Genomic DNA, 26984 nt, shown 5'->3' with positions numbered 1-26984 from the left:
TCAGACCAAGGTCATCTGACCGGCATAAAGAATGAAAAAACGCAAAACGAATACGCCGAACAAACTTAAACCGGAAACGGTGAGCAGGAATGAGACTCGGTGGCGCAGGTTATGGCTGCAATAGCGGTTTAGGGCCAATGGCAGCACCATGCCGCAGCCTATCACCCAGAACCAGAACATTAGCGCCCAGAAACCGTCGCCGAGGGCAACTGTCACCGCCACTTCTTTCTGTCCACCGCCGAACCATAGCCCGGTAAAAAAAGCCAACAGCAGAAAAAGCTCCAACCAAACCACCGGTTTTTCCAATCGATGAACAAAAGCCAATGCCGGGCTATGGAGCGGCTCTTTGAAAAAAACTACCGAGCACAACACCATGGCGGCGATACCGGAAGACACCCCCGAAAACAGGAATAACACCGGCAATACCGGGTTATTCAACAGTGGGTAGCTCTTTAACGCGGATAACAGAAAACCGGTATAAGCCCCTAACGCGACCGCCAGAAACATCATTAACGGCTCAAGCTTGCGTTCAATTGGGGCCAGTTTATTCAGTAGCGCGCTAATCCAGCTCAACTTAGGGTAAGGCTGTAAAAATGTCGTTATTCCCCGGCGGAATATCACCGCCAACCAAACCAATAACACCAGCATATAGATCTGAAATAACATGACGCCCAATGACATCACCGAGCTGCTGCTGTAGAAAAACATCAGCTTCCAGAAAGTCCAGGGCCGGGTCAGGTGCAGGATCAAAATAAGCAAACCCGCGATAACCGCCAGTGGCGCAATAATCGCGGTGGATTTTAGCAAGCCACTTTGCGCGGCATCCTCCCCCAAGACGCGCCACTTAACCAGCAAGCTCACTACCACCATGCCGGCTGAAACCCCGATTAAAAACAGATAGATAGCAATCGGCCAGTCCCAGACTAATGACTCAAAATGAAAGGGCGTATTCAGTGCAGGACTCATCCGGTTATCTCCCCATACTGGAAAGGAACACGGTAAAGTTTCGGTCGTGTTCCCAGATGTAACTTGGCGCGATAGACCCTGCGCTGATGCAGCAGCTTCACTAATTCACTGTTAGCATCATCCAAATTGCCAAAAACCAGTGCTTTAGTTGGGCACGACAAGACACAAGCCGGTTGTTTGCCCTGCTTGAGATTAGTTTTGCGGCAAAAATCGCATTTGTCGGCGGTTTTCGTCACTGGATGAATAAAACGAACCCGATACGGACAGGCCGCGATGCAATACTGGCACCCGACGCAAAGGTCAGGATCGACGTCAACAATTCCGGTCGCCTTATCGCGATAAGAAGCTCCGGTGGGGCAAACATCGACACACGGCGCTTTATCACAATGCTGGCAAGAGTGGCGGTAAAACTGATATTTCACCGCCGGGAATTCGCCAATCGGCTGACTGCGGATAATACTTAAGCGCGAAACACCGGCGGGCACCTGATTGACTTCACGGCAAGCATCCATACAGGCGGTGCAGCCAATGCAGTGGGTTTCGTCATGCAACATACCGTAACGAACACCATCAATCGTGCCGCTCAGCGCCAATGGCCGCCCAGATGAGCCGGTCATAAAAATCAGCGCCCCCATACTGACGATAAAGTGACGACGATTGGTCTTCATGGCGCATCCTTAGGGAGCAACTCCTGCTGACGGCGATGGCAATCCACACAGATTTTGACCCGCCCTTTATCATCCAGCCCATGCATTGGATCTGTTTTGGGATGCAACTGATGACAACTGACACAAGAAAGTTTCAGCATATGCACATCATGTGGCCAGAATGCTTCGCGTAATTTTTCCGGCTGATGACAACTCATACAAACACTGTTTTGTTGTGACACACTGAACATCGCCTTATCGGCATTCAACATATCGCTATTAAAACGCATCACATCTTTGACGCCATTTCGGTGCAGTATTGATGCTTTTCCATGGCAATTGGTGCACGTTACCGCCAGTTGAGTATTTGGGTTGATGGCCGTGGCATGTTTGCCGTGCAACTCATCTTTTTGTTCTTTATGGCATTGGACACAAGCTGCATCCGGGTTGCGCTGCGGCTCCACCACATGGCGCGAGTCGGCGGGTTTCGGCGGTTCAGCCGATGTTGTGGCGAGTGTGGGCAGCGTGTACAGAGCCAACACTACCAGCAACACTGCTGAACAGAATGAAGGTAAAACGCGCATAGTTATTCCACCTTTGCTATAGCCCCAAGTGGGGGCTAGTTTGTCTCTGGAATAGCTCCGGCAGGTGTTTTACCCCACCGGAACGCCTTTTACTGGCTCAAACGGCCCGCTTTTTTGGCTTCTGCGTCCCAGGCTGGCACCACTTGTTGCAGAAACTCCTGTTTCTCACTGTTCAGCTTATCCATGTCCATCCCCAGCGCTTTTTGCGCATTGAGTTTGGTGGAGATATCCGGCAGTGGAATTTCGTGGCTAATCCCCTTGGTGGCCAGTAAACGAGCCAATTTGGTGCGGGCGTCGGCGGCTTTATTCAACGCGCCGCCGAGGACCCGCAGCCCCACATCCGGTGCATGCATATGAATACCGTGGGAGGCAATGGCGTAATCCCAGCGCCACTGCGCATGGCGAATATCCTGCAAAATCGGCTGCATTTCTTGCTCAGTCGCCCCGGCATCCCAGGCCGCTTTGGCCTCGTAATGCGCATGAACCAACTGTTTCTCAACATTCAGTTTCAACTCCTGAATGCTGGCTTTGCGTTCAGCGACAATATCTTGCAAGGTTTTTTTATCTTGGGTATGGCAGTTAACACAGGTGGTTTCGAAGCTATCAAAGGGATTGCGGATTTGATGATCGGTATACACTTTACCCGCCGCATTTTGGATTGTCGGCATATGGCAATCAACGCAACTGACATTATTTTTACCGTGAATACCTGCACGCCAGGTTTCGTATTCAGGATGTTGCGCTTTCAGCAGAGGGGCTTTTGACAGCGGGTGAACCCAATCAGAGAAAGCAATTTTGTCGTAATATTTCTCCATCGAATCCACATCAGTCCCTTGATCCCAAGGGAGTTTCACAGCTTTATCTTTACCGGCGAAGTGATATTCCACATGGCACTGGCTGCACACCATAGACTGTTGATCCAGACGGCTGGCATGCTCGAAAGGTTTGTTGATAGATTGCAGCGCGCGATCAATATAGGGGCGTGATAGCACCAATGCGGGTTTGCCCGCCGCAAAATCGGCCGAGGCGGTGTCATGGCAATCGGCGCATCCCAACTGATTGACCACTTCCGGGCCGCCTCTGGCCCATGTTCCTTTGAAATAGCCCTCTTCCCCCTGCTCATTGATTAAGCGGGCGACATCCGGGCTTTTACAGCTCCAACATGCCATGGGCAATGGACCGTCTTCAGCAGTTTTAGGGGCCGCGGTACGCAAGGTTTCCCGCACATCAGTGACGGCATAAGCATGCCCGCGCGGTTTGTTGTAATCTTTGGCGAAAGGATAACCCGCCCACAGAATCACCAGATTAGGATCTTCGGCCAAAGCATCTTCTCGCGGCCCACTTTCTTTGGTTTTCAACCAAGAGGAGAACTGATCCGCATGCTGCTGCGCGAACTTATCGTTGCGGGCCTCAATCGGCGGCGTAGGTGCTGCCGACACAGAAAACACCCCTCCGATGACCAAAAGCGCCAATATCCCTACCGACATTTGTCTTATAAATTTGCTCACAATAGGTACTCCAGTGTGTTTTTCCATACCGGACGCCGCCGGTGCTTGCACCAGACAGTCATTTTTTTATTTTTAAGCCCGCACTGGGATGTAAAACACTCACCCAGAGAGACCCATGACAGATTTCACCCAGTGGGGGTTATGGAGATAGTAAGGAGGATTTTCAGTAAATGATTTGTTGTAGTAACAATGCTTGTTTTAGATCAAACATTCTTTGTATGGGTATTTGATTTTATGAACCAGCTCAAAAAAAACTCAGCACCAAACAATTTTTGCATAAAATCAAATATATACCTCTTTAGAGGTATGGAATGAAAAAGGAGAAATATGAAGTCAGATAGATTTCTAAGCTGCCTGTGCGGCAGTGAACTGTAGAACAATACAGATAACTGACTGATAATAAAAGCGCATTAAACCCTAGTAATAAAAAATGATTTTTTAAAACCTTGGGGATTCTTATATAAAATCAATAGGTTAAAAAGTACATTAAAAAAAGGGTTTAGAATAAGGTTTAGCCAAAATGTCATTAAACCTTTTTCTGCTGCGGATGATGTGATGAATAACAGGGAGTTTGAAAAACTTATCGTTCATTATTTTGGCGCAGGATTTGCCAGTTTTATTATGTCAGAAAGAACAAATATGACCGATAAAATCAAGGTATATCAGGAGGTTAAGCAAGGATAGAAAGCAGGGGAAACAGAGAAATGATGGCGGAGGAGGAGAGATTCGAACTCTCGAACGGTTACCCGTCGACGGTTTTCAAGACCGTTGCCTTCAGCCACTCGGCCACCCCTCCGCAACGAGCCGAACTATAAACAGAGCTCCGCCGCTTGTAAAGCTTGTTTGTGTTTAATCGCCCAAAAAGCCGCCATCTGATTCTCGAATGATGAATTAATCGTCATGATGATGATTCACTGTACAACCGCTCAGAGTATCTATTATCTCGAGGCTATTTTACCCAGCAACAGCACAGACTTCTTTGGGGTACCGGCAAATATTTGCTAAATTAGCAGCCGTTTCATTGATTGAACCACCGAGGTTGTATGTTGGAGTTTGAAGGCCGCACGATTGATACCGACGCGCAAGGTTACCTGAAAAATAGCGCAGACTGGAGTGAAGCTCTGGCCCCGATATTAGCTGAACAAGAGGGCATTACCCTCACTGAACCTCATTGGGAAGTGGTGCGTTTTGTGCGCACTTTTTATCAGGAATTCAATACGTCACCGGCCATCCGGATGTTGGTAAAAGCCATGGCACAGAAATATGGTGAAGAAAAAGGTAATAGCCGCTATCTCTACCGTTTATTCCCGAAAGGGCCAGCCAAGCAAGCGACAAAAATTGCCGGGCTGCCAAAACCGGTGAAATGTATTTAATTGGCAGCCACATTCTGGGTGGGCGGCTAGTAGCGAATGTTAAATGTCGCAAATGGCGTGGCCGGATGAGGCTCTGTCAGCAGGCGATCAACTCGCGCGCCCCGTGGCCCGCCCTGTTTAATCCACGCTATCAGTTGCTCGACCGCCTGTTGTTCACCATAAGCCACCACTTCTACACTGCCATCGTCACAATTGCGGGCATAACCGGTCACCCCCAACGCCAGTGCTTGCCGTTGCGTGCTATAGCGAAACCCTACACCTTGAACTACACCATAAACATAAGCCGCGGTGCATACTTTTGCCATATTAACCCCGCATCTATTTATCACTGTTCTTCTGGTTCAAGTGGAATGAAAAACGCGATTGGAAATAAGATTTCACCTGTTCTTCCATCGAGTGAATTTTTTGGTCAATGCTATTACACAGAAACTCATCACTGTTCATTGCCTGGACGCGCTGTAGCGCAATCTCGTCAATTTCTTCTTTTTGTTTTTCTGTGAGTGCTAAGTCAATTTGTTTATTCGTCATGATGCTGTCCCTACTTGGCAGAAAGAAAGTCACTATAGAACTATGAATACTATAGCTCTCTGAATATAGTAGTGAAAAAGTTTTTAGTCGCCCTGTTGAACACAATATGCCCGCCAATTAGACACAGAATCGCCCCAATGGCCGCCAGATATCAAGGCCGTCGTGGTAGTGAGCGGCATGATATTGCTATATCATAATGGCCTTATTTTGATTGATAATGACTTATCAATTTCAACTATTTTGATTTAATAAGAATATTACAATGCGCCTATTTCTTGCCAAAGGACGTGAAAAATCCTTACTTCGTCGCCATCCATGGATTTTCTCTGGGGCCGTACAACACCTTGAAGGTAATGCAGTTCCCGGTGAAACCATCGATATTCTTGATAGTCAGGGTAAATGGCTGGCCCGCGCCGCCTACTCTCCTGAATCACAAATTGTGGCGCGAGTCTGGACGTTCCAACAAGATGAAGTTATCGACAGTGAATTTTTTGTTCGCCGTCTACAACGGGCACAAACCTGGCGGGATTGGTTGGCGCAGCGCGATGGTTTGAATGGCTACCGCCTGATTGCCGGTGAATCCGACGGCCTACCGGGCATCACCATTGACCGCTTCCAAAATTTCCTGGTATTGCAATTGTTGTCGGCAGGGGCTGAATATCAACGCGCAGCGCTGGTCAGCGCATTACAACAGTGCTACCCGGAATGCTCTATTTATGACCGCTCCGATGTTTCGGTGCGTAAAAAAGAAGGTTTACCGCTGACTCAGGGCACGGTCTGTGGCGAAATGCCCCCGGCACTGTTACCTATCACTGAGCACGGCATGCAATTGCTGGTTGATATTCAGCAAGGCCATAAAACAGGCTTTTATTTAGACCAGCGCGATAGCCGCCTCGCAGCGCGTCATTATGCCGAGGGCCGCCGCGTTCTGAACTGTTTCTCTTATACCGGAGCTTTTGCCGTCGCGGCGTTGATGGGGAATTGCCAGCAAGTTATCAGTGTTGATACCTCGCAATCAGTATTGGATATTGCCAAACAAAACGTCGAGCTGAACCAGTTAGACTTGAGCAAAGCCGAGTTTGTTCGTGATGATGTGTTCCAATTGCTGCGTAATTACCGCGCACAAGGGGAAAAATTTGACATGATCATCATGGACCCACCGAAATTTGTGGAAAATAAAAGTCAACTGGCCAGCGCTTGTCGTGGTTATAAAGATATTAATATGTTAGCTATACAGTTATTACGTCCCGGCGGCATCTTATTAAGTTTCTCCTGCTCGGGCTTGATGCCAATAGATTTATTCCAGAAAATTTTAGCCGATGCTGCATTAGATGCAGGCCATGATATACAATTTATAGAGCAGTTCCGTCAGGCCGCGGACCACCCTGTTATCGCGACATATCCTGAGGGTTTGTACCTGAAAGGCTTTGCGTGTCGGATAATGTGACTTGAAATGCCCTACACTGCCCTCATATAGATGGCAGTGTAATGTTTCTCCGGAGGTTATCATGATCGCCAGCAAATTCGGTATTGGGCAACAGGTTCGCCACAGCCTACATGGCTACTTGGGTGTAGTGATTGATATCGATCCTGAATATTCTCTTGAGCCACCAGCCCCTGATGAAGTTGCAAATAATGATACTTTGCGTTCATCACCTTGGTATCACGTGGTTATTGAAGATGATGAGGGGCAACCGATACATACTTATCTGGCTGAAGCGCAGCTGACTTATGAAGATATGGATGCTCACCCGGAGCAACCTTCATTAGATGAATTGGCCGCTTCTATCCGCCATCAATTACAGGCTCCGCGCCTGCGCAACTAAGTTTTGCACTGATTGATAAAACCCGGCATTAGTTGCCGGGTTTTTATACCCAATAGATTTCGGGCTGCAGGTAGGCGGCAACAGAATGAACCCAAGGAGTTGAGATAACTCAATGACTTAGGTAAGTGATAGCAGCCAACACCCCTGCATCTTGAAAGATGACGGGTATAGAAAAATTACTCTTTCTCGAGTCCTAATCGCGGGATTTCAATTTTAGGGCAGCGATCCATAACAACTTTTAGCCCTGCATCTGCCGCCAATGTTGCCGCTAATTCATTAATCACACCAATTTGCAGCCACAGCACTTTGGCTCCGATAGCAATGGCTTCCTGCGCAACGCCATATGCCGCTTCAGTGTTACGAAATACATCAATCATATCAACAGGATAAGGGATATCGGCCAATTCAGCATAAACCTGCTGACCCAGTAATGTCTTCCCCACCAGTTTGGGGCTGACAGGCGTCACCTGATACCCCTGCTGTAGTAGGTAAGCCATAACACCATAACTGGGCCGCGCAGGGTTATCACTTGCCCCCACTAATGCAATTGTCTTTACCTGTTGGAGAATGTCAGCAATGTCTTTATCGTGCATTTTCAGTTCCTCTGATGCGCTAAAAGAATATTTCAATCCATTTGTATCCAGATGGATTTACACATGTCAGGTGACACCAAGTGTATATCATGTAGAAAATGATGATAAACGCCGTCTAATTGATTTGGTTTAATAGGTATAGCAAGAATAACGGTTAGATTGGTGATCTAATCTTTAAATTCATTGAGATAACAACAATATAGTTATACTGCTTGTTTCAGAAAGTAAATAAATATGGGCAACCGGAAAGACTTTGACACATAATCTAGCCTGTCTGACAATATAAACGGATATCACCCTCAGGAGTAGCACATGAAAGTTGGTCTGGTGGTCGCAGGGATTCTGGCCGTTTGCTGTAGTGCTTCCGCTATAGCCACGACCTTAAAACTCGCGCCGGAAATTGACCTGTTGGTGGTCGATGGTAAAAATATGTCAGGATCCTTGCTCAAAGGGGCTGATAGCTTGGAATTAAATAATGGTCAGCATCAAATCTTGTTCAAAGTTGCAAAACCTCTTCCGGCTGATCCGAAAATATTATATGCCTCTCCACCGTTAGTGGTGGTATTTAACACCCGCAACATCAGTTCAGTCGCGATAAAATTGCCCACTATCGAGACTGAACGAGATGCCAGTAAGTTCTCCAAAAACCCGATATATCAGCTTATAGGTGATAACGGGCGGCCATTATCGGTGCGCTATGATGTATTGCATCAGGATAATCTCAATACTGCTGCAACCCTTGAAACGGCAATGGCCACCTATAACGTCGGGCAATTCAGTGCTTCGGTTCCCTCTTTTGCCAAGATCCCTCCCTCACCGGTGAGTGCTGTGCCAGGAACAACAATCGCCGTTGCAGGCACAAATACCGCCCAGAAAAAGACCAATTTACAAGGTGAGAATGTGGCAGAACAAATGCTGCAATATTGGTTCCTGCAAACCGATGCCGAAACGCAACAGCGTTTTCTACTGTGGGCTAAAAAACAACCCACAAAGTAGTGAGGTAGAGCCAAGGCCGTTCTTAAACATCAGGTTATGCTTGTCCCCTCGCATTTCTTGGCGTTACCACTATGCACAAAATCACCATTTCAGTAATCTGTCTGGAAACCGCTGGCACTCATACCCTAAATAATTCGAGTTGCAGGAAGGCGGCAACTGAGTAAATCCCTAAGAGCTTACATAAGTAAGTGATTGGGGTGAACGAAGACAGCCAACGCCCATGCAGCTTGAAGTATGACGGGTACATTGAAGGAAAAGTTGATGGAACTCACCACCCGCACTATTGCGGCACGTAAACACATTGCCCTGGTTTCCCACGACCATTGCAAAAAATCTCTGCTCGAATGGGTCATGGAAAACAGAGATCTTTTGGCACAGCACGAACTTTATGCAACGGGTACCACCGGAAACCTGGTACAGAAGGCCACGGGGATTGATGTCCGCTGCCTGCTCAGTGGCCCAATGGGGGGTGATCAGGAAGTTGGGGCGCTGATATCTGAGAAGAAAATTGATATTTTGATTTTCTTCTGGGATCCACTCAATGCCGTACCACATGACCCAGATGTCAAAGCCCTGCTACGTTTGGCAACAGTGTGGAATATTCCGGTCGCGACCAACCGCTCTACCGCCGATTTCTTGATTGGCTCCACCTTATTTAGCAGTGAAGTGACCATCGCCATCCCGGATTATGAGCGCTACTTACAGCAACGCTTGAAATAATCATTAGGCTCGGGGGCGATAACTGGACTGATACCATACCCCGTCATTCTTCAAGCTGCATGGGCGTTGGCTGCCTTCGTTCACCCCAATCACTTACTTATGTAAGCTCCTGGGGACTAATGAGCCTCATCCCTGAGGCTCACCCTACGGGCAGCATAAATCCTGTTCAAATCGGTTCCCGACCGATTTGTCGCTCAATTGCCGCCTTCCTGCAACTCGAATTATTTAGGGGATTACCCCCGGGCTTTATTTTTAACAAAAAACTGCACATGTGAATTTTTCATGCAATGACATTCTAGGGTTTGCGCTGAGTTGATACCCCTAACTCACTAAGTTGATTAACAAAAATAGAGGGGTTAGCCGTATCTTGCAGTAGCCAAACCTGATGTTTTGCTCGCGTCATAGCGACATACAGCAAACGCCGTTCTTCCGCATCAGGGAAATTTTCAGGGGCCGGTAGCAACACATCCTCCAAAATTGACTCGCGCGTCGCAGCCGGGAAACCATCACTCCCATCATGTAAACCAACAATAATCACATAATCTGCTTGTTGACCTTTACTGGCATGAATTGTCATAAAATCAATGGTTAACTTCGGCCAGCGGGTCGCCACTTTTTGCAAAATTACTGGCCGCAAATGGTGGTAACGGGCCAAAATAAGAATGCGCTCATCATCCTTAACAAAACCACTTAGCTTATCCAATAGCGCTTCGAGCTGTTCATTCGGTAAAATAGTCACTGACTTTTTATTACCTTTACTCAAGCTGTTCAGTGGCTTTTTCAATTGGTATGGATTCTGCTGAATAAACCGGTTAGCAATTTCACCAATCCTGTCATTAAAACGATAGGTAGTATCCAATGCGCACTCAGCGCCTTCACCAAAATTCTGGCTAAAAGCAGTGGTGAGAGAAAGTTCTGCGCCGCTGAACCGATAAATAGCCTGCCAATCATCCCCAACCGCAAACAGACAAGTTTGCTTATTTTGTTTACGCAAAGCAGTCAATAACATGGCGCGCTGTGGCGAAATATCCTGAAACTCATCGACTAATATATGCTTCCACGGGCTAACAAATCGCCCTTTTTTCAGCAAGTTGACGGCCTGATGAATCAGCCCGGAGAAATCAACTGTCCCCTCTTCTTTCAGCGCCGTTTTCCATGCTTTCAGTAACGGTGCCATTAGTCGTATACGTTTTTGGAAGAGGTCTCGCACTTCTTCATCAGCCTGCTCAATCATTTCGGCCTGACTACCGCCATGCATCCGCATCAACCCTAACCAACGTTCAAGCCGCCCAGCAAGTCGAGCTGCAAGCCGCGAATCACGCCAAAATTCGCCGTCATCGACTTCCCACTCCAACTCACCCGTTAGCCATTCTCGCCACCCTTTAGCCTGCGCCTTTTTTTCACTGCACTGCTGTTGCCAATGTTTGATCAACAGCGACCGCCTGGCTTGGCTGTCAGATTCAAGTTGACTTATCACTGGCGTTTTACGACTACCTTGCTGGATTATCTGCAACGCAAGTGCATGGAAAGTTTTGGCTTGAATATCATCCACACCAAGCCGTTGCTTGATGCGACTGTTCATTTCATCAGCCGCCTGGCGGCCAAAAGCGAGGAGTAAAATTTGCTCCGGCAGCGCTTCATTGCGGCGCAGTAACCAACCCGCTCGTGCAACCAGCACCGAGGTTTTACCGCTGCCAGCACCGGCCAGCACCAATACTGAATCCTCTCCGTTGACGACCGCCCGGCTTTGCGACTCATTGAGGGGAGAAGTTTCTACGCTCTGGAAGAAATCTTGATGTTCCTCCAGCATGCGATGAGTCCATTGCTGATTGCGACGATCAACACTGCGGTTACCCTGATCCAGCCAGCGCAAACAAAGCTCATAATCGGCGCGGCAAGAATCAAACTCGGTTAAACGCTGAACCGGTATCGGCAATGACGTGAAAGCTTCGCGAATAGACGCCTGTACCTGGCTTAACTCACTGCGTTTAAACCATTTATCCTGCTGCTCAATTCGCTTAATCAATTCAACTTGTTTATGTAAAACCTCAACACAAACCAGGCTCATCTCCTCACTCCATTGCTGCCAGATGCCCAATAAATGATGATAGAAACGTTGAGTTTCCTGCCATTCGGTGCCATGCAAACGCACAACTTGTTGGCTAGGCAATTCAAACTCCATCTCGCCCCAGACAATACCGCGCTTACATTGAATGTTAACCAACTGGTTGAAAGGAATCAGGTATTGATGTTTATCACCGCAGACTTCGATGCCCGCATTCAGCAAGCGAACCCGGTTATAGGGATGCTGAGCCAGATGCTTGCCAAAAGATGTCGCTTTAAGTTCCATATCTGCGCGCCATTACTCGTATTAAGTGAATTGAAATAACATGATGGAGTGTAAATAAAATAATTGAGTTTAAACAACAGGTATCCGATAGTTAACAAAGGAAACTAACCGGCGCTATGCGTATAGAATAGCTAACGCCAGTTATCACTCACCCGCATTGCGGTTTTTATTCAGCCAGGTAGATTAATCACTATGCGTACTGTATTGAATATTCTTAATTTTGTTTTAGGTGGTTTCTTCACCACATTGGGCTGGCTATTGGCCACCGTGGTCAGTGTCATGCTGATTTTCACCTTACCATTAACTCGCTCTTGCTGGGAAATTACCAAGTTATCATTTCTCCCTTATGGCAATGAGGCGATCCATGTCAATGAATTATACCCAGAAAAAAGTAATCCTCTGTTATCCGCCGGCGGTTCTTTACTGAATATCGTTTGGTTTATTTTATTTGGTTGGTGGCTATGTTTATCACATATTGCCACCGGGATTGTGCAATGTATCACCATAATTGGTATTCCCGTCGGAATTGCCAATTTTAAGATTGCCGCTATCGCGTTATGGCCAGTAGGACGCCGTGTCGTTTCTGTCGAAATGGCGCAACAGGCAAGAATGGCTAATGCTCAACGCCAGTATCAGCAACGCTGAATTTTCTGTTTTTAGAGGTTTTTTGTGCTCACTTTCGTCACTGGTTTACGCCGTTATATTTACAATAGCAGCCTGCTTTATCATGTTCGTATCTTTATCGCGTTGGTGGGTGTAACGGCGGTTCCCTGGTGGATTGAGCAGCCCAAACTGACAATCCCTCTAACTCTCGGTGTCGTGGCCGCAGCATTAACTGATCTTGATGACCGCTTGGCTGGGCGGTTGCGCAATCTATTCATCACACTGATTTGCTTTTTTATCGCATCAGCCTCTATTGAGCTGTTATTTCCTTATCCTTGGCTCTTTGCCCTTGGCCTGACTTTTTCAACTTGTGGCTTTATCTTGCTGGGCGCCTTAGGCCAACGTTATGCCACTATCGCCTTTGGTGCCTTGTTAATTGCTATCTACACCATGTTGGGCACTTCGATGTACCATATTTGGTATCAGCAACCTTTGCTACTGATACTCGGTGCCGTCTGGTATAACGTGCTGACCCTATGTGGGCACCTTATTTTTCCTATCCGCCCCTTACAGGATAATTTGGCCCGCTGCTATCAACATCTGGCTCAATACCTGGAAGCAAAAGCCAATCTATTTGATCCTGATATTGAATCTGAGGTTAATCAGCCGCTTATTGACGTTGCAATGGCCAATAGCACATTAGTCTCGATGCTGAATCAAGCCAAAACCTCACTGGTTACGCGGCTGAAAGGCGATCGCGGCCAGCGCGAAACACGACGAACCCTCCACTATTATTTTGTGGCGCAAGATATTCATGAACGCGCCAGTTCATCCCATGTTCAATATCAAATATTGCGCGAAAAATTCCGCTACAGTGACGTGTTATTCCGCTTTCAACGTCTGCTGAGCATGCAAGCCCGAGCTTGTGTACAACTGTCGCAATCAATTCTAATGAGACAGAAATATCAGCATGACCCGCGTTTCGAACGGGCGTTTACCTTTCTGGATGCAGCCCTGGCCAGAGAATTAGCCCAAAATGAGCATGTGCCGCAAGTTAAAGCGCTTTCCCATTTGCTCAAAAACCTGCGGGCCATTGATGCCCAATTAGCAGGGATTGAATCAGAGCAAGTCCTCGCTGAAGGCCCGCAACCTGAAAGCAGCTTATCTGATGACCGCATCACCGGATGGAGCGATATAAAATTGCGTATCAGCCGCCATCTGACCCCACAATCCGCGCTTTTCCGCCATGCTGTCCGCATGTCAGTGGTACTCTGCGTGGGTTATGCATTTATTCAACTGACCGGAATGCGACACGGTTATTGGATTTTACTGACCAGCCTTTTTGTCTGCCAACCCAACTACAATGCAACCAGGCGCCGCCTGGCACTGCGTATCATTGGCACCTTGGCGGGTATCCTTATCGGGCTGCCAATCCTTTATTTTGTCCCTTCCATTGAGGGTCAGTTAATCCTGATTGTCATTACCGGCGTGCTGTTTTTTGCTTTCCGCAATGTTCAGTATGCCCATGCGACCATGTTCATTACGTTGCTGGTTTTGTTGTGTTTTAACTTGCTCGGAGAAGGATTTGAGGTTGCTGCACCCCGCGTGTTTGACACCCTACTCGGTTGCGCAATTGCCTGGGTCGCGGTGAGTTTTATCTGGCCAGACTGGAAATTCCGCCAACTTCCCGCAGTGGTTCGTAGAACACTTAATGCGAACTGCCGTTATCTGGATGCTATCTTAGTGCAATATTATCAAGGTAAAGATAATAGCTTGCCTTATCGTATCGCCCGCCGAGATGCCCATAATTGCGATGCCGAATTGGCCTCCGTCATTTCAAATATGTCAGCAGAGCCTAAGAACAACAAAGAAACTCAGGAAGCCGCATTCCGTTTACTTTGCCTCAACCACACCATGCTGAGTTATATATCTGCGCTGGGCGCTCATCGTGAAAAGCTGACCAATACCACCACCCTGAGGTTGCTCAACGATGCTATTTGTTATGTTGAAGGTACACTTGAGCAAGAACAACCCGACAGTACAAAAATGGCGCAAGTGTTAGCAGGCTTATCAACCCGGCTACAGAGCTGTAATCCTGAGCCGGAGAGCAAAGATCAATTGGTATTACAACAGATTGGCTTATTGCTTGAACTATTACCTGAACTCAGTGAGCTCAATAAACGTATCAGCCACACTGGCTAATTGAACCTTGGGCCAGTTTCTATCGATGGCCCTTTCTTTATACTGTTTCATATTGTGCAACACCGACAGTACGAATATGCATTTCAAACCATTCAATAAGTTCACTGCGCATTATGAGGGGTAGCACAGCATAGTGATGGCCACTGATCGCCCCGGCAAGAGCCAATAAAACATTCACGCCAAGTGAACACTTTAAGGTACGCAACTTCAAATAGCAGCGCTTAGCACCTTCAAGCCTCAACTCCGCCACACTCTTAATACCGACTTTCCATAATAGTCGTTCGAGGCTGGCACTGAGGTTAGGTAAGTCTTTCAAACGAACTGGCGGGCATTTTTTGCTTAAAACTTCAGATTTAGCCCCTTGATAGGCCTGTTTTACAAAATGACGTAGTGCGAGGTCATCATCCCATAAGAGAGAGTCCACCCAATAATAACGCAATAAAATAGGAAGCCCACGTTTGGCATAAACAAGATTGGTCATGTCTCTGGCGCGGAATAAATTTTCAACCCTGTCATTCGCACGTAAATATAGCTCGCCCTCCGAAACCACTGAAAACATAATGCCATTGGCTAGCAACCCATAACCGCCAAATTGTGAGCGAGCTGTAATTTCCCCTAAAAAATCAAAGCGATTCTGTGCTTGTCTTATCTTATTCTCTGATATGTTTTTCATCACTACTCCTTTAGTAAAAATCCGATCCAACGTCCCTATCCAGTTGTAATAAGTGTAAGAGGAACAACTAATTAGAAAATACGCAATATGGATAACAGAGCCAAACACAAAATCGGTTTTCATGTATTTTCATCACAATAATGCGAAGCATCTTGTAAAAATTTAGTTGATCTTCGAACAAACAGTGACTACTGTATATGCATACAGCACACTACAGGCGAGGTTCATAATGCGTACTCAATCACTAAAACCTTATAATGCTAATCATCATTCTCTTGTTACCCGTGATGCACCGCAACGAGTTGATACTCAAACGGATAGTGGCCTTATCAGTGAACTTGTGTACAGTGAAAACCAGCCTACTGTAGCGCAATTATTGCTTCCTTTATTACAACAGCTCGGTAAACAATCTCGATGGCTCCTATGGCTAACGCCACAACAGAAATTGAGCCGTTTATGGCTTCAGCAATCGGGGCTACCAATAACTAAGGTCGTTCAGGCGAGGCAAATTAATCCATTATCAACTGTTGATGCGATGGAAAAAGCGTTACTAACAGGAAACTACAGTGTCGTTCTTGGTTGGCTACCCGAGTTGTCAGAAAATGACCGCATCAGATTGCGTTTGGCCGCAAAGTTAGGGAATGCTTATGGGTTTGTTATGCGTCCTTTAGATGACACAAAACTCGCTCAAGGACAGTGCGCAACGTTAAAAATTCATTCTTCTTTGTATCATTAAGTAAATTTAGGATTTATCCCATGAATTATTACAATATTTAGGGATTACTCCTGATAAATCGACATAAAGCGAGTCAGAATGCGGCTTACAGCAGAAAATAACGTCTACAAAAAGAGCCTTTTTACGGCTAAATCGTTAAAGATTATGCACAATTTCGGTTTTTTTTCAGTCAGAATATCACATCACACTTGTAACTTTCTCGCCACGTTGTAGACTTTACATCGCCAAGGTTGCTCTAAAACGCCAAATTATACTGGCAGCGTAATTAACGGGAGCGTTAAAACCTTGACGAAGAATTTTAACCAAGGGCTTAGCTTTTAAAGCTCATTGCCTATTTGGATGATAACGAGGCGTAAAATGAAAAAGACAGCTATCGCATTAGCAGTGGCACTGGCTGGTTTCGCTACAGTAGCGCAAGCCGCACCGAAAGATAACACCTGGTACACCGGTGGTAAACTGGGTTGGTCTCAGTTCCAAGACACAGGTTCCATCATTAACAATGACGGTCCTACTCATAAAGACCAAGTAGGTGCTGGTGCGTTCTTGGGTTACCAAGCAAACCAATACCTCGGCTTTGAAATGGGATACGACTGGCTTGGCCGTATGCCTTACAAAGGCGACACTAACAATGGCGCATTCAAAGCTCAAGGCGTCCAATTGGCTGCTAAACTGAGCTATCCAGTAGCTCAAGATCTGGACCTGTACACTCGTCTGGGTGGTATGGTATGGCGTGCAGATACCGATGGTTCTATTGATGGCGCACGTTATAGTGCTCATGACACCGGTGTTTCTCCATTGGTAGCTCTGGGTGCTGAATACGCATGGACTAAGAACTGGGCAACCCGTATGGAATACCAATGGGTTAGCAACATCGGTGATAAAGCTACCGTTGGTGCTCGTCCAGACAACGGCATGCTGAGCGTAGGTGTTTCTTACCGTTTCGGTCAGGAAGATGCTGTAGCTCCAATCGCTCCAGCACCAGCACCAGCTCCAGTTGTTGACACTAAGCGTTTCACTCTGAAATCAGACGTGCTGTTCGCTTTCAACAAGTCAACTCTGAAAGCAGAAGGCCAGCAAGCTCTGGATCAACTGTATTCACAGCTGAGCTCTATCGATCCTAAAGACGGTTCTGTAGTTGTTCTGGGCTTCGCTGACCGTATTGGTCAACCAGCTCCTAACTTAGCTCTGTCTCAGCGTCGTGCTGACAGCGTGCGTGATTACCTGGTTTCTAAAGGTATCCCTGCTGACAAAATCACCGCTCGCGGTGAAGGCCAAGCAAACCCAGTTACAGGCAACACCTGTGACAACGTGAAACCACGTGCTGCTCTGATTGAGTGCCTTGCACCAGATCGTCGCGTAGAGATCGAAGTTAAAGGCTACAAAGAAGTTGTAACTCAGCCACAGGCTTAAGTTTACTGCTTTCGTAAAAAACCCCGCATTGCGGGGTTTTTTTTATCATGCAATTAAGAAAAATCGAGTTATATCCTGTTTTCTTAATTGTAGTATTTTAGCGGCGTTAGTATTGATTTATACCCATTCATATCAAATGTCTTTACTGAGAATATCCTGTAAGTCCTGTTTCAAAGATGACATCTGGCTTTTATATTTCTCTTTACGTTCGGCATCTTCAATTAACTGAACAACAGTCTCTGACAGAGTATTGCCTCTACGCCTTGCTAAGGCCGCCAAACGTTGCCACACCAAAAACTCCAGATCGATTGATTTCTTGCGGGTATGTTGATGCTCCGCATTAAAATGCCGCTTACGCCTGGCCCGGATAGTCTGCTTCATCCTGTTAGCCAATTGCACATTCATGTGAACATCAATCCACTCCAACACTTTCACAGGTTCACTTTCCAGCTTCATCAACTGCTCTACCGCATCCTGAGCCGCACTGTTTTCTATATGGCGGGTAATGGCTTCACCTTCACGGTGTTTTTTAACCAAATAGGCCCACTTCCAACCGCTTTCCAGATTTTCCAGTTGCTGATATTTCATAGATAGCTCTTTAGTGACCGTGTAACTTAACTTAAGCATAACAGTTTTACGCAGAATTTCACCCTACTAAAAGCACATGATTAGATTGTTTTTTGTACGGAATACTGCCGATATCCTACTCCTTGCCACCAACTGCTACTCTACATATATGCAGCCTGCTTTATTCTTGTATAATCGCCCTTTCCCTTTTTGACGATTGCATCTATCACTTTGACCAATAACAGACTTGAATGGCAGTCGCTGCTGCCGAACACAGCGCCATATGAAGCGTTATTTGCTACAGCCTCCCAGTTGGAGCCTGTTTCTTTTTCGGCGATTCAACCGCGGCTCGAAAATGGCATGACGTTATTCTGTCATCCACAGTCACGTCCGCGTTTTATGTTGATCAAAGCACAGGAAAGTACTGAATATCTGGCATTGATCGCTCAAGCTGTTAAAGAGCTCCAACCTGATGCTTCAGCCCTGTTTGGCGGAGACTACCTCGTGCATGGACACCAGGTCAGTTGGCAACCAGCTCAACGCGGTGACGAGCCATTTGCGGCGGTTTCGCGCTGTCTCTACCAAGAATGGGTCGAACCCGAACAACTGTTTGGTTGTGTCAGATGGCATAAAGATCAAATAAATCTACAACCCGGCTTAGTGCATCAAGCTAATGGCGGTGTATTGATCTTGTCGGTACGGGCATTACAAGCTCAACCTTTGATGTGGCTGCGCCTGAAACAGATGATAGCTCAACAGCGCTTTGACTGGCTGTCGCCTGATGAAACCCGTCCTCTGCCGGTACATATCCCCTCAATGCCACTGGATCTGCGCTTGATTCTGGTGGGCGATCGTCTTGGTTTGGCTGATTTCCACGATATGGAACCTGAACTGGGTGAATTGGCTATTTATGGCGAGTTCGAAGTCGAGTTGCCGCTGGTCGATATTGATGGCATGACATTGTGGTGCGGCTATATTAATTCACTTTTGCAACAGAAACAGTTGCCTTCGTTATCTGCTGATGCCTGGCCGGTACTATTCCGTCAGGCGGTGCGTTACAGCGGTGATCAAGGAAGCCTGCCGTTATGCCCGCAATGGCTGACTAGCCAACTGGCAGAGGCCGCACTCTATGCCGAAGAGGACACCATCACAGCCAATACGCTAGAAGTTGCGCTGAACGCCCGCGATTGGCGTAATAGTTACCTCGCTGAACGGATGCAAGATGAAATAGAGTTGGGACAAATTCTGATTGAAACCGAAGGTCAGGTTGTCGGCCAGATTAATGGCCTGTCAGTATTGGAATATCCAGGCCATCCTTACGCCTTTGGTGAACCCGCGCGTATCAGTTGTGTGGTCCATTTAGGTGATGGCGAATTTGTTGATGTGGAACGTAAAGCTGAGTTAGGCGGTAATATTCATGCTAAAGGCATGATGATTATGCAGGCGTTCTTGATTTCAGAACTGGAGCTTGATCAGCCGCTGCCCTTCTCTGCCTCGATTGTTTTCGAGCAATCTTATGGCGAGGTTGACGGCGACAGTGCTTCACTGGCAGAACTTTGCGCGCTGATCAGCGCCCTTTCACAGCAGCCAATCAATCAGCAAATCGCCGTCACAGGTTCTGTTGACCAATTTGGTAATGTGCAGCCTATTGGTGGTGTGAATGAAAAGATCGAAGGTTTCTTCGAAGCTTGTCAGCGCCGCGGGCTAACGGGCAATCAGGGGGTTATTTTACCTGCCACTAATGTCCGTCATTTATGCTTGAATCAAGCGGTGATTGATGCCGTGCAGCAAGGCCAGTTCCATTTATGGGCTGTTGATACCGCCGCAGAGGCATTACCGTTGTTAACCGGTGTGGTTTATGCCGATGAGCAACAACCTAGCTTATTGGGTATAATTCAAGAGCGAATCTCACAAGTCAATCCGCAAGACAGACACCGTTGGCCATGGCCATTACGCTGGCTGAACTGGTTTAACCAGGGCTGATCGGACTTGTTCAGCGTACAGGTGTACGCTATTGTACGCACTTCATTAAAATAAGGCTTACTGAGAACATGGTAGATAAACGCGAATCCTATACAAAAGAAGACCTTGAAGCATCAGGCCGTGGCGAGCTGTTTGGCGCTGGCGGTCCACCATTGCCAGCAGGCAATATGTTAATGATGGACCGTGTCGTCAAAATGACAGAAGACGGCGGCACCTATGGCAAAGGTTATGTGGAAGCGGAACTGGATATTAATCCGGACCTATGGTTCTTCGGTTGCCACTTTATTGGTGACCCGGTAATGCCTGGTTGCCTGGGCCTTGATGCGATGTGGCAATTGGTTGGTTTCTATCTTGGCTGGTTGGGTGGCGAAGGCAAAGGCCGCGCACTCGGTGTCGGTGAAGTGAAATTTACCGGGCAAGTTCTGCCAGATGCTAAGAAAGTGACATATCGTATTAATTTTAAACGCATTATTATGCGTAAACTGATTATGGGTGTGGCTGATGGTGAAGTATTAGTTGATGGCAAAGTCATTTATACCGCCACCGACCTGAAAGTTGGCCTGTTTAAAGACACTGCTGCTTTCTAATATTTCTGGTGCAGGGGCTGTTAATCCCCTGCACACTTCTTATGATGCCAATGGTTATGATGCCAATGGCATTTTTTTAAACACCAGTAACTACAATAAATGTAGTTACTGAAAATATTTAGCTTTGGCAACCGTTCTCTCTGCCCACAAAAATCATCCGAGGAGTGATATGCAAAGAACTCACTTTCAAGATATGCCCTGCCCGGTGGCGCGTTCTCTCGAACGGGTAGGCGAATGGTGGAGCATACTGATCATCCGTGATGCTTTTCAGGGATTAACACGGTTTGATGAATTTCAGCAAAGTTTGCAGCTTTCACCCACTATTCTCACCCGCCGTCTAAAGTATTTGGTGGAAAGTGGCATCTTGCAGAAACGGCTTTATCATTCTCGCCCCGCCCGCTATGAATACTTATTGACTGAACGTGGTAATGATTTCTTCCCGGTGATAGCTGCTTTGTTTCATTGGGGTAATCAACATTTTGCGCCGAATGGCCCCGCAGCCATACTCACAGATCGCCGTAGCGGTGCCCCTGTCGAACCCATATTACTGGACAATGCTACCCAACGACCTATCCGTGCAGAGGACGTCACCCTCGCGGCAGGTTCGGTCAGGAGCGATATAATTAATAAACGGTTGGCATTGATGCGTGAGAAAAACTTAGCCAGTGCCAGGCATTCCCCCCATTCAATTGAGTCTCCAAAGGAAAAATAATGAATATGCGCCGTGTAGTAATTACAGGAATGGGTGTGGTTTCCCCATTAGGCTGCGGTATCGATGCTGTGTGGCAGCGTTTGTTGGCAGGGCAATCGGGTATCCGTGTTCTACCAGACGAAATTGTAGATGATTTACCGGCAAAAATTGGTGGGCAAGTCCCCACAATTGCAGACGATCCTGAAGCTGGCTTTGATCCTGACAAAGCTGTTGCGCCGAAAGATCAAAAGAAAATGGATCGCTTTATTGAATTTGCTATGGCCGCGGCAGATGAAGCTATTGCCCACGCTGGCTGGCAAGCCGATAATGAAGAAAAACAAGAACGCACCGCGACCATCATTGGTTCGGGTATTGGTGGTTTTCCCTCCATCGCCAATGCGGTGCGCACCACGGATAGCCGTGGGCCAAAGCGCCTATCCCCTTTCACCGTGCCCTCATTCCTGGTGAATCTGGCCGCCGGTCATGTCTCCATCAAACATCATTTCAAAGGGCCGATTGGTGCGCCAGTCACGGCTTGTGCCGCTGGCGTTCAGGCGATCGGCGATGCGGTGCGTTTGATCCGCAATGATGAAGCTGATATTGCTTTGTGTGGTGGCGCTGAAGCCGCGATTGATAAAGTCAGCCTGGCGGGCTTTGCGGCCGCACGCGCATTATCAACCGGCTCTAATGATGCGCCCGAAAAAGCCTCTCGGCCATTCGACAGTGCCCGGGATGGTTTTGTGATGGGTGAAGGTTCCGGTTTGCTGGTTATTGAAGAGCTGGAACATGCTCTGGCGCGGGGCGCAAAACCATTAGCAGAGATTGTCGGCTACGGCACCAGTGCCGATGCCTACCATATGACCTCGGGCGCGGAAGACGGTGACGGGGCATATCGTGCAATGAAAATTGCATTACGTCAGGCGGGAATAACTCCTGCGCAGGTTCAGCATCTCAATGCTCATGCAACCTCAACGCCAGTGGGTGATTTGGGTGAAATTAATGCCATTAAGCACTTGTTTGGCGAGGGTAATACGCTAGCGGTAACCTCAACAAAATCGGCCACTGGCCACTTACTGGGTGCTGCTGGCGGGTTGGAAACTATCTTCACCGTGCTGGCATTACGTGATCAAATCGTGCCAGCGACGTTGAACCTCGAAAATCTGGATCCAGCCGCCAAAGGGTTGAATGTAATTGCAGGTAAAGCACAATCCCATAAAATCACCTATGCACTGTCAAATGGTTTTGGTTTTGGTGGCGTGAATGCCAGTATCTTGCTCAAGCGCTGGGCTGAATAGCCGAGTGCGCGAGAGCAGCCAACAAAGCTGCGGTGCCAAAACAAAGAGTATTACTCAACGTCATTGAAAACCCCCGCATTGCGGGGGTTATCCTTTCATCTGACAGAGAGCCGCTTAAGCGGTCACAGCCCTGTCCTCCATGGCTTGTCGCCAACCTCCTAACCAATGCGATCTGGCGTCCAAAGCTTGATAGGGGCAAATTTCCCTTGAACGCCCTGAAATACCTGCTTGATAGCCTCGTGACAATGCCCTTTCCAAGCGATCTCTTTTCTGTCTCTTCATGCCTCGTTTCCCTCATATTTCGGTCTGGTGGAAAGAAAACAGTGGCTACTTTATGTTCAGCCACAATTAAGTGATAGACCTAAGGAAACAGAAAAGCAATGCGCAAAATTCACGCCAATGTCATATTTGTGAACTATGCACACTGAATGGGCTAAGTGATTGATTTGGAATGATGAATATTATCTTATTGATTTTACATAAAAAAACCCTCTTTCGGCGTCATATAAGTATGGCAACCGAAAGAGGGTTAGATTAATTTAAGATAAAATATTACTGAGCGTTTTGTAACTGCGCCGCAATTGCCTTGGCTTCCTGCTGCCAACCCTCGGCCAAAGTACGGATCAGCGCATCATAACCATCGTCACTCTGTTTAAGCTCTAAATCAAACGGCTGCTTAATCAACTGCCCCTGATGTTTGAGTATCCACACGCCACGGATGATAGCTCGGCCATCATAGCGGCCGTGGAACCCGGTGACAGTAACATTGAGGACATCCTGTGAGCTATCAAGTGGTTGTGAAGAAACCAACCAGCCCGGCAGTGCATTACTCAGATTAGTGACCAGAGTTTGCTGCAATTGCTGGTCCAATGGGCTCGCCCAAAGGTTGTTGCTGGCAATCACATACTGCACATCGTTGGTTTGATACACCACACCCGCCGCCGCCAGATAATCCGCGACTCCCACATGTTCAACCCACAGTTGCCGTGATGCCACACTGCTAGTCGCGGTTGCAGGCGCACTGAGTGCCGGTAGCTGATAATAGGTTTTGCTCGGTGTGCTGCTGCATGCACTGAGTAATAGCGCTGCGATAACTGCCATCCATTTCATCATTTTTTGGCCTTCTTAGGCTGAGGGTCCTGACTTCCTGCCGCTTCAAATACCAATGCATTACTCTTTTCATTCAGCGTCCGCAATACTGGTTGTAATTCACGCAAGACCTGATCTAACCGCTGCATATCACCGACCATTTTATTGTAGGCTGGTGAACCTGGCTGGAAACCTTTCATACTGCGATTCAACTCATTCAAGGTCTTTTGCAGATCTTTTGGCAGATCTTGCATCGCCGGGCTGGAGGTGATCGCGGTCAATGCTTCCAAGGTTTTCTGAGTTTCACGCATGGTTTTCTGGCTTTCAGCCAGTGTTTTGGTGACTTCTTTGACCATTGGATCCAACGGCAGATTATTAATCTTATCCAACGTTTGCATCACTTTTTGCTGAATTTGCGCCAAGCCACCACTGACCGTTGGCAACAATGGATAGCCCGCCACTTCCAGCGGCCCTTTCCACGGTTTGGCATCTGGATAGAAATCCAGATCAACAAACAGTGCGCCGGTCAACAAGTTGCCCGATTTCAAAGATGCACGCAGACCGCGTTCTTTGGCGGTTTTCAATATTTGTTCAAAATTGGCATCCGGGCCTAAGTCCTCGCGGAAACGGCCTGGCTCAATGCGGATTAGCACCGGAATACGGAAGTCATTATCAACGCGCTGTCTCATTCCTTCGGCGAAGAAAGGCACATCCCCGACGGTACCTACACGAATGCCGCGGAACTCAACCGGTGCTCCCGCCTGCAAACCTCGCACCGAATCGGAGAAGAACAGCAAGAAATCTTCATGTTCGGTGTACAGCGAGTTTTGAATGCTGCTGCGGTTATCAAACAGTTTGAACTCGGCCTTATCTTGTGTGATTGGTTTACCCAAATCCACGCCCTCTGGCACATCGAAGCTGACACCGCCACTGAACAAAGTCGCCAGTGAGGCCATTTCAACCCGCATTCCCTGTGAGGAGAGGTCGACCGCTACGCCACTGTCTTTCCAGAACCGGACATTGCTGGTGACCAAACCGTCATAAGGCGCGCCAATAAATAACTGATAACGCATCAGGCGTGATTTAGCATCAAAGGTGCTGGTTTCCACGGAACCGACGCGATAGCCACGGAATAACACCGGATCACCAGCATTCAACTGCCCGGCTTGTTCGCTATCGAGTGTAATACGAATCCCTTTAGCATCCGGAGAGGCTAGCGGTGGGGAATCGAGCAAAGTGAACTCATTGAGTGCCTTACCTTTGCTACCGGGTTGTAGCTCAATGTAGGCCCCTGAAAGCAAAGTTCCCAGGCCGGAAACCCCCTCACGACCAATTTGCGGCTTGACCACCCAGAAAACCGTGTCACTGTGCAACAAGGTATTCATGCCGGAATTCAACCGCGCCTGCACGATAACATGGTTGAGATCTTCACTCAGAGTGACCTGCTCAACAATGCCAACATCCACGCTGCGGCTCTTTATTTTTGTTTTACCGGCTTCAATACCTTCAGCATTCAAAGTGGTCATGACCACCTGTGGCCCCTGATGGCTAAAATGATAAAACAGTATCCATGCGCCAATCAGTACCGTGACAATGGGGATGATCCACACCGGGGACCAGCGCTTGATTTTTTCAATTTCCGCCACACCCTGGCTGGGATTATTGTCCGTCACCTTGCGGCTCCTTTTGGGTTGTTTCACTTATCCGATCCCAAGTTAAACGCGGATCGAAAGTTAATGCAGCAAACATGGTCAGGATAACCACCATGGCAAATAGCAGTGCACCAATCGCCGGATAGATACTCATCAGTTGCCCGATACGCACCAATGACGACAGCACCGCGATAACAAAGACATCAATCATTGACCAGCGGCCAACAAACTCCACTACTTCATAAATAAAATGCATCCGTTCGGTGTCGGTATTACCTTTGCCTTTTGCATCCCAACATAACCAACCGATCGCCAACATTTTTAATGATGGCACCATAATACTGGCAATAAAAATCACCAGCGCCACTGGATATGAACCTTCGCTCCACAAGAAAACCACCCCCGCCATGATGGTGGAGTTCATCTGGTTTCCCAAACTTTCGGTGATCATAATGGGCATTAAGTTGGCTGGAATATACAACAAGATAGACGTGACTAATAATGCCATTGTCCACTGTAAGCTATTGCGGCGACGGATATAACCATGAGTATGACAACGCGGGCATTCCACCTGAGCTTGCGGCAAGATTGCAGTGCAGCACGAGCAAGAACGCAGACCTTGGCGTAAGCCCGTTCGGCCTACAATAAGTGGGTGAGGTAACGCCGGTGCGGGGGCAATATCTTGCCACATCCAATGGCGGTCAACACATTGGAAAGCGCGCACTTGTAACAAACAGAATAAACAATAAGGGACAAAGCTGCTGCCGATGCCGATTTCACCATAGGCCATCAGTTTAACAAAACTGACCAGCACACCGGCGAGGAAAATCTCCACCATGCACCAGGTTTTAAATTGGAATAATGCTTTTGCCATCAATGCCTTCCACCGGTGCGGCATGCGCACCCGCAGACAAAGCAGGATGATAGCCACCATGCAGAAAGCCGGTATCAATTGAACCAAAACCATAAATAACGTTGCCATGCTGGCATAGTTATCTGCCACCATCACTTTAGGTATTTGGATCAACGTTATTTCGCTGGTGATCCCCGCCACACGCATGTTGACGAAGGGAAACATATTGGCCAGCAATAACATAAACAATGCGCTGATAGCATAACCCACCGGGCGCTTACGTGGTTCATCCCACCGCGCAGTCAGTGTGGTTTTACAGCGCGGACATACCGCTTTGGTGCCGTATGGCAAAGGGGGTAAGGCCACTGACATGTCGCACTGCCGGCACAGGATGACGTTCCCTGTTTGCCCGGAGTGCTCGCCGTGATCAGGCTCAATAACAGAACACAATATCTATTTCCTCACGGCTGGCCTTTCTAGCTGAATACCGTTCTATCGAGAGACGCAATATAACAATAGACTCCATATCATCACAAAGCACAGTATTACGTC

At 47.6% G+C, this 26984-nt stretch carries 27 protein-coding genes and 1 tRNA gene; 13 read left to right on the top strand and 15 right to left on the bottom strand.

Going from position 1 to position 26984, the window contains the following annotated elements; genetic code table 11:
* From nrfD to FTA91_RS13850, 5 genes are all read right to left on the bottom strand, one after another.
* Positions 1–966: a cytochrome c nitrite reductase subunit NrfD gene (gene nrfD / locus FTA91_RS13870; RefSeq protein WP_050115712.1), complete on the bottom strand. Its 966-nt coding sequence runs from the start codon at positions 964–966 to the stop codon at positions 1–3.
* Complete coding sequence (gene nrfC / locus FTA91_RS13865; RefSeq protein ID WP_145536192.1) at positions 963–1634, bottom strand: cytochrome c nitrite reductase Fe-S protein; 672 nt, start codon at positions 1632–1634, stop codon at positions 963–965. The genes nrfD and nrfC overlap by 4 nt, the downstream gene beginning before the upstream one ends.
* On the bottom strand, positions 1631–2197 hold the full coding sequence (gene nrfB / locus FTA91_RS13860; RefSeq protein ID WP_050115710.1) for a cytochrome c nitrite reductase pentaheme subunit: 567 nt from the start codon (positions 2195–2197) through the stop codon (positions 1631–1633). The genes nrfC and nrfB overlap by 4 nt, the downstream gene beginning before the upstream one ends.
* Positions 2198–2286: 89 nt before the next feature.
* Positions 2287–3684 carry an ammonia-forming nitrite reductase cytochrome c552 subunit gene (nrfA, locus tag FTA91_RS13855; RefSeq protein WP_050115709.1) on the bottom strand — a complete coding sequence of 466 codons (1398 nt, stop codon included), beginning with the start codon at positions 3682–3684 and terminating at the stop codon, positions 2287–2289.
* Between the two features lie 729 nt (positions 3685–4413).
* Positions 4414–4501 (bottom strand) — tRNA-Ser (locus FTA91_RS13850).
* A 247-nt stretch (positions 4502–4748) separates the two neighbouring features.
* On the opposite strand from FTA91_RS13850, the gene tusE reads away from it, so the two are divergent.
* Complete coding sequence (gene tusE, locus FTA91_RS13845) at positions 4749–5078, top strand: sulfurtransferase TusE (protein WP_050115708.1); 330 nt, start codon at positions 4749–4751, stop codon at positions 5076–5078.
* 26 nt (positions 5079–5104) lie between these two features.
* Here the strand turns inward: tusE and yccX are convergent, their stop codons facing one another.
* Both yccX and FTA91_RS13835 read right to left on the bottom strand, forming a co-directional pair.
* Entirely contained in the window at positions 5105–5383 is a 279-nt protein-coding gene (gene yccX, locus FTA91_RS13840; RefSeq protein WP_050115707.1) for an acylphosphatase, read from the bottom strand.
* 13 nt (positions 5384–5396) lie between these two features.
* Positions 5397–5606, bottom strand: a complete 210-nt coding sequence (locus FTA91_RS13835) for a hypothetical protein (protein WP_050115706.1) — start codon at positions 5604–5606, stop codon at positions 5397–5399.
* A gap of 256 nt (positions 5607–5862) precedes the next feature.
* Between FTA91_RS13835 and rlmI the strand changes: the two genes are divergently transcribed.
* Both rlmI and hspQ read left to right on the top strand, forming a co-directional pair.
* Entirely contained in the window at positions 5863–7053 is a 1191-nt protein-coding gene (gene rlmI / locus FTA91_RS13830) for a 23S rRNA (cytosine(1962)-C(5))-methyltransferase RlmI (protein WP_174634649.1), read from the top strand.
* 61 nt (positions 7054–7114) lie between these two features.
* On the top strand, positions 7115–7432 hold the full coding sequence (gene hspQ / locus FTA91_RS13825) for a heat shock protein HspQ (protein WP_050115704.1): 318 nt from the start codon (positions 7115–7117) through the stop codon (positions 7430–7432).
* Between the two features lie 176 nt (positions 7433–7608).
* Here the strand turns inward: hspQ and FTA91_RS13820 are convergent, their stop codons facing one another.
* Positions 7609–8025 carry a CoA-binding protein gene (locus FTA91_RS13820; protein WP_050115703.1) on the bottom strand — a complete coding sequence of 139 codons (417 nt, stop codon included), beginning with the start codon at positions 8023–8025 and terminating at the stop codon, positions 7609–7611.
* A gap of 312 nt (positions 8026–8337) precedes the next feature.
* Between FTA91_RS13820 and FTA91_RS13815 the strand changes: the two genes are divergently transcribed.
* Positions 8338–9021 (top strand): DUF2057 family protein, encoded by a 684-nt coding sequence (locus FTA91_RS13815; RefSeq protein WP_050115702.1) that lies wholly within the window; start codon positions 8338–8340, stop codon positions 9019–9021.
* Between the two features lie 261 nt (positions 9022–9282).
* Positions 9283–9741, top strand: coding sequence for a methylglyoxal synthase (locus FTA91_RS13810; RefSeq protein ID WP_050115701.1), 459 nt, complete (start codon positions 9283–9285; stop codon positions 9739–9741).
* 295 nt (positions 9742–10036) lie between these two features.
* Here FTA91_RS13810 and helD read toward each other — a convergent pair whose 3' ends face one another.
* Complete coding sequence (helD, locus tag FTA91_RS13800; protein ID WP_145583502.1) at positions 10037–12091, bottom strand: DNA helicase IV; 2055 nt, start codon at positions 12089–12091, stop codon at positions 10037–10039.
* A 192-nt stretch (positions 12092–12283) separates the two neighbouring features.
* On the opposite strand from helD, the gene FTA91_RS13795 reads away from it, so the two are divergent.
* Both FTA91_RS13795 and yccS read left to right on the top strand, forming a co-directional pair.
* On the top strand, positions 12284–12736 hold the full coding sequence (locus FTA91_RS13795) for a YccF domain-containing protein (RefSeq protein ID WP_004389618.1): 453 nt from the start codon (positions 12284–12286) through the stop codon (positions 12734–12736).
* A gap of 24 nt (positions 12737–12760) precedes the next feature.
* Entirely contained in the window at positions 12761–14896 is a 2136-nt protein-coding gene (gene yccS / locus FTA91_RS13790; RefSeq protein ID WP_050115699.1) for a YccS family putative transporter, read from the top strand.
* 37 nt (positions 14897–14933) lie between these two features.
* Here the strand turns inward: yccS and FTA91_RS13785 are convergent, their stop codons facing one another.
* On the bottom strand, positions 14934–15569 hold the full coding sequence (locus FTA91_RS13785) for a TfoX/Sxy family DNA transformation protein (RefSeq protein ID WP_145536229.1): 636 nt from the start codon (positions 15567–15569) through the stop codon (positions 14934–14936).
* Positions 15570–15798: 229 nt separating this feature from the next.
* On the opposite strand from FTA91_RS13785, the gene sulA reads away from it, so the two are divergent.
* Positions 15799–16305 carry an SOS-induced cell division inhibitor SulA gene (sulA, locus tag FTA91_RS13780; protein ID WP_050115697.1) on the top strand — a complete coding sequence of 169 codons (507 nt, stop codon included), beginning with the start codon at positions 15799–15801 and terminating at the stop codon, positions 16303–16305.
* 357 nt (positions 16306–16662) lie between these two features.
* On the top strand, positions 16663–17715 hold the full coding sequence (gene ompA, locus FTA91_RS13775; protein ID WP_050115696.1) for a porin OmpA: 1053 nt from the start codon (positions 16663–16665) through the stop codon (positions 17713–17715).
* Between the two features lie 132 nt (positions 17716–17847).
* Here ompA and matP read toward each other — a convergent pair whose 3' ends face one another.
* Positions 17848–18303, bottom strand: coding sequence for a macrodomain Ter protein MatP (matP, locus tag FTA91_RS13770; protein WP_050115695.1), 456 nt, complete (start codon positions 18301–18303; stop codon positions 17848–17850).
* A gap of 210 nt (positions 18304–18513) precedes the next feature.
* Between matP and FTA91_RS13765 the strand changes: the two genes are divergently transcribed.
* The 4 genes from FTA91_RS13765 (at position 18514) to fabF (ending at position 22838) form a co-directional block, all read left to right on the top strand.
* On the top strand, positions 18514–20265 hold the full coding sequence (locus tag FTA91_RS13765) for an AAA family ATPase (RefSeq protein WP_050115694.1): 1752 nt from the start codon (positions 18514–18516) through the stop codon (positions 20263–20265).
* Between the two features lie 68 nt (positions 20266–20333).
* On the top strand, positions 20334–20852 hold the full coding sequence (gene fabA, locus FTA91_RS13760) for a bifunctional 3-hydroxydecanoyl-ACP dehydratase/trans-2-decenoyl-ACP isomerase (protein ID WP_004873784.1): 519 nt from the start codon (positions 20334–20336) through the stop codon (positions 20850–20852).
* Between the two features lie 169 nt (positions 20853–21021).
* Positions 21022–21564 carry a winged helix-turn-helix transcriptional regulator gene (locus tag FTA91_RS13755; protein ID WP_050115693.1) on the top strand — a complete coding sequence of 181 codons (543 nt, stop codon included), beginning with the start codon at positions 21022–21024 and terminating at the stop codon, positions 21562–21564.
* Positions 21564–22838, top strand: a complete 1275-nt coding sequence (fabF, locus tag FTA91_RS13750; RefSeq protein WP_145536187.1) for a beta-ketoacyl-ACP synthase II — start codon at positions 21564–21566, stop codon at positions 22836–22838. Before FTA91_RS13755 ends, fabF begins: the two co-directional genes overlap by 1 nt.
* A 114-nt stretch (positions 22839–22952) precedes the next feature.
* Here the strand turns inward: fabF and rmf are convergent, their stop codons facing one another.
* From rmf to pqiA, 4 genes are all read right to left on the bottom strand, one after another.
* A complete protein-coding gene (gene rmf / locus FTA91_RS13745; RefSeq protein WP_005170911.1) occupies positions 22953–23120 on the bottom strand; it encodes a ribosome modulation factor in 168 nt (55 codons plus the stop codon).
* A gap of 270 nt (positions 23121–23390) precedes the next feature.
* Positions 23391–23951: a membrane integrity-associated transporter subunit PqiC gene (gene pqiC / locus FTA91_RS13740; RefSeq protein ID WP_050115691.1), complete on the bottom strand. Its 561-nt coding sequence runs from the start codon at positions 23949–23951 to the stop codon at positions 23391–23393.
* The gene (gene pqiB / locus FTA91_RS13735; protein ID WP_174634641.1) at positions 23948–25600 is read right to left on the bottom strand and encodes an intermembrane transport protein PqiB; all 1653 of its coding nucleotides are present in this window, start codon (positions 25598–25600) and stop codon (positions 23948–23950) included. Before pqiB ends, pqiC begins: the two co-directional genes overlap by 4 nt.
* Positions 25587–26882, bottom strand: a complete 1296-nt coding sequence (gene pqiA, locus FTA91_RS13730) for a membrane integrity-associated transporter subunit PqiA (protein WP_072082687.1) — start codon at positions 26880–26882, stop codon at positions 25587–25589. The genes pqiB and pqiA overlap by 14 nt, the downstream gene beginning before the upstream one ends.
* Between the last annotated feature and the right edge of the window lie 102 nt (positions 26883–26984).

The organism is Yersinia thracica (assembly GCF_902170565.1).
In the GTDB taxonomy this organism is placed as follows: domain Bacteria; phylum Pseudomonadota; class Gammaproteobacteria; order Enterobacterales; family Enterobacteriaceae; genus Yersinia; species Yersinia thracica.
The sequence above is the reverse complement of the archived record's forward strand: the minus strand, read 5'-3'. Positions and strand labels throughout refer to the sequence as shown.

Excerpts from the sequence above, each read along its gene's own strand:
- nrfD (WP_050115712.1), bottom strand. The coding sequence starts at position 966 with ATGAGTCCTGCACTGAATACGCCCTTTCATTTTGAGTCATTAGTCTGG.
- nrfC (WP_145536192.1), bottom strand. The coding sequence starts at position 1,634 with ATGAAGACCAATCGTCGTCACTTTATCGTCAGTATGGGGGCGCTGATT.
- nrfB (WP_050115710.1), bottom strand. The coding sequence starts at position 2,197 with ATGCGCGTTTTACCTTCATTCTGTTCAGCAGTGTTGCTGGTAGTGTTG.
- nrfA (WP_050115709.1), bottom strand. The coding sequence starts at position 3,684 with ATGTCGGTAGGGATATTGGCGCTTTTGGTCATCGGAGGGGTGTTTTCT.
- tusE (WP_050115708.1), top strand. The coding sequence starts at position 4,749 with ATGTTGGAGTTTGAAGGCCGCACGATTGATACCGACGCGCAAGGTTAC.
- yccX (WP_050115707.1), bottom strand. The coding sequence starts at position 5,383 with ATGGCAAAAGTATGCACCGCGGCTTATGTTTATGGTGTAGTTCAAGGT.
- FTA91_RS13835 (WP_050115706.1), bottom strand. The coding sequence starts at position 5,606 with ATGACGAATAAACAAATTGACTTAGCACTCACAGAAAAACAAAAAGAA.
- hspQ (WP_050115704.1), top strand. The coding sequence starts at position 7,115 with ATGATCGCCAGCAAATTCGGTATTGGGCAACAGGTTCGCCACAGCCTA.
- FTA91_RS13820 (WP_050115703.1), bottom strand. The coding sequence starts at position 8,025 with ATGCACGATAAAGACATTGCTGACATTCTCCAACAGGTAAAGACAATT.
- FTA91_RS13815 (WP_050115702.1), top strand. The coding sequence starts at position 8,338 with ATGAAAGTTGGTCTGGTGGTCGCAGGGATTCTGGCCGTTTGCTGTAGT.
- FTA91_RS13810 (WP_050115701.1), top strand. The coding sequence starts at position 9,283 with ATGGAACTCACCACCCGCACTATTGCGGCACGTAAACACATTGCCCTG.
- helD (WP_145583502.1), bottom strand. The coding sequence starts at position 12,091 with ATGGAACTTAAAGCGACATCTTTTGGCAAGCATCTGGCTCAGCATCCC.
- FTA91_RS13795 (WP_004389618.1), top strand. The coding sequence starts at position 12,284 with ATGCGTACTGTATTGAATATTCTTAATTTTGTTTTAGGTGGTTTCTTC.
- FTA91_RS13785 (WP_145536229.1), bottom strand. The coding sequence starts at position 15,569 with ATGAAAAACATATCAGAGAATAAGATAAGACAAGCACAGAATCGCTTT.
- sulA (WP_050115697.1), top strand. The coding sequence starts at position 15,799 with ATGCGTACTCAATCACTAAAACCTTATAATGCTAATCATCATTCTCTT.
- ompA (WP_050115696.1), top strand. The coding sequence starts at position 16,663 with ATGAAAAAGACAGCTATCGCATTAGCAGTGGCACTGGCTGGTTTCGCT.
- matP (WP_050115695.1), bottom strand. The coding sequence starts at position 18,303 with ATGAAATATCAGCAACTGGAAAATCTGGAAAGCGGTTGGAAGTGGGCC.
- fabA (WP_004873784.1), top strand. The coding sequence starts at position 20,334 with ATGGTAGATAAACGCGAATCCTATACAAAAGAAGACCTTGAAGCATCA.
- FTA91_RS13755 (WP_050115693.1), top strand. The coding sequence starts at position 21,022 with ATGCAAAGAACTCACTTTCAAGATATGCCCTGCCCGGTGGCGCGTTCT.
- fabF (WP_145536187.1), top strand. The coding sequence starts at position 21,564 with ATGAATATGCGCCGTGTAGTAATTACAGGAATGGGTGTGGTTTCCCCA.
- rmf (WP_005170911.1), bottom strand. The coding sequence starts at position 23,120 with ATGAAGAGACAGAAAAGAGATCGCTTGGAAAGGGCATTGTCACGAGGC.
- pqiC (WP_050115691.1), bottom strand. The coding sequence starts at position 23,951 with ATGATGAAATGGATGGCAGTTATCGCAGCGCTATTACTCAGTGCATGC.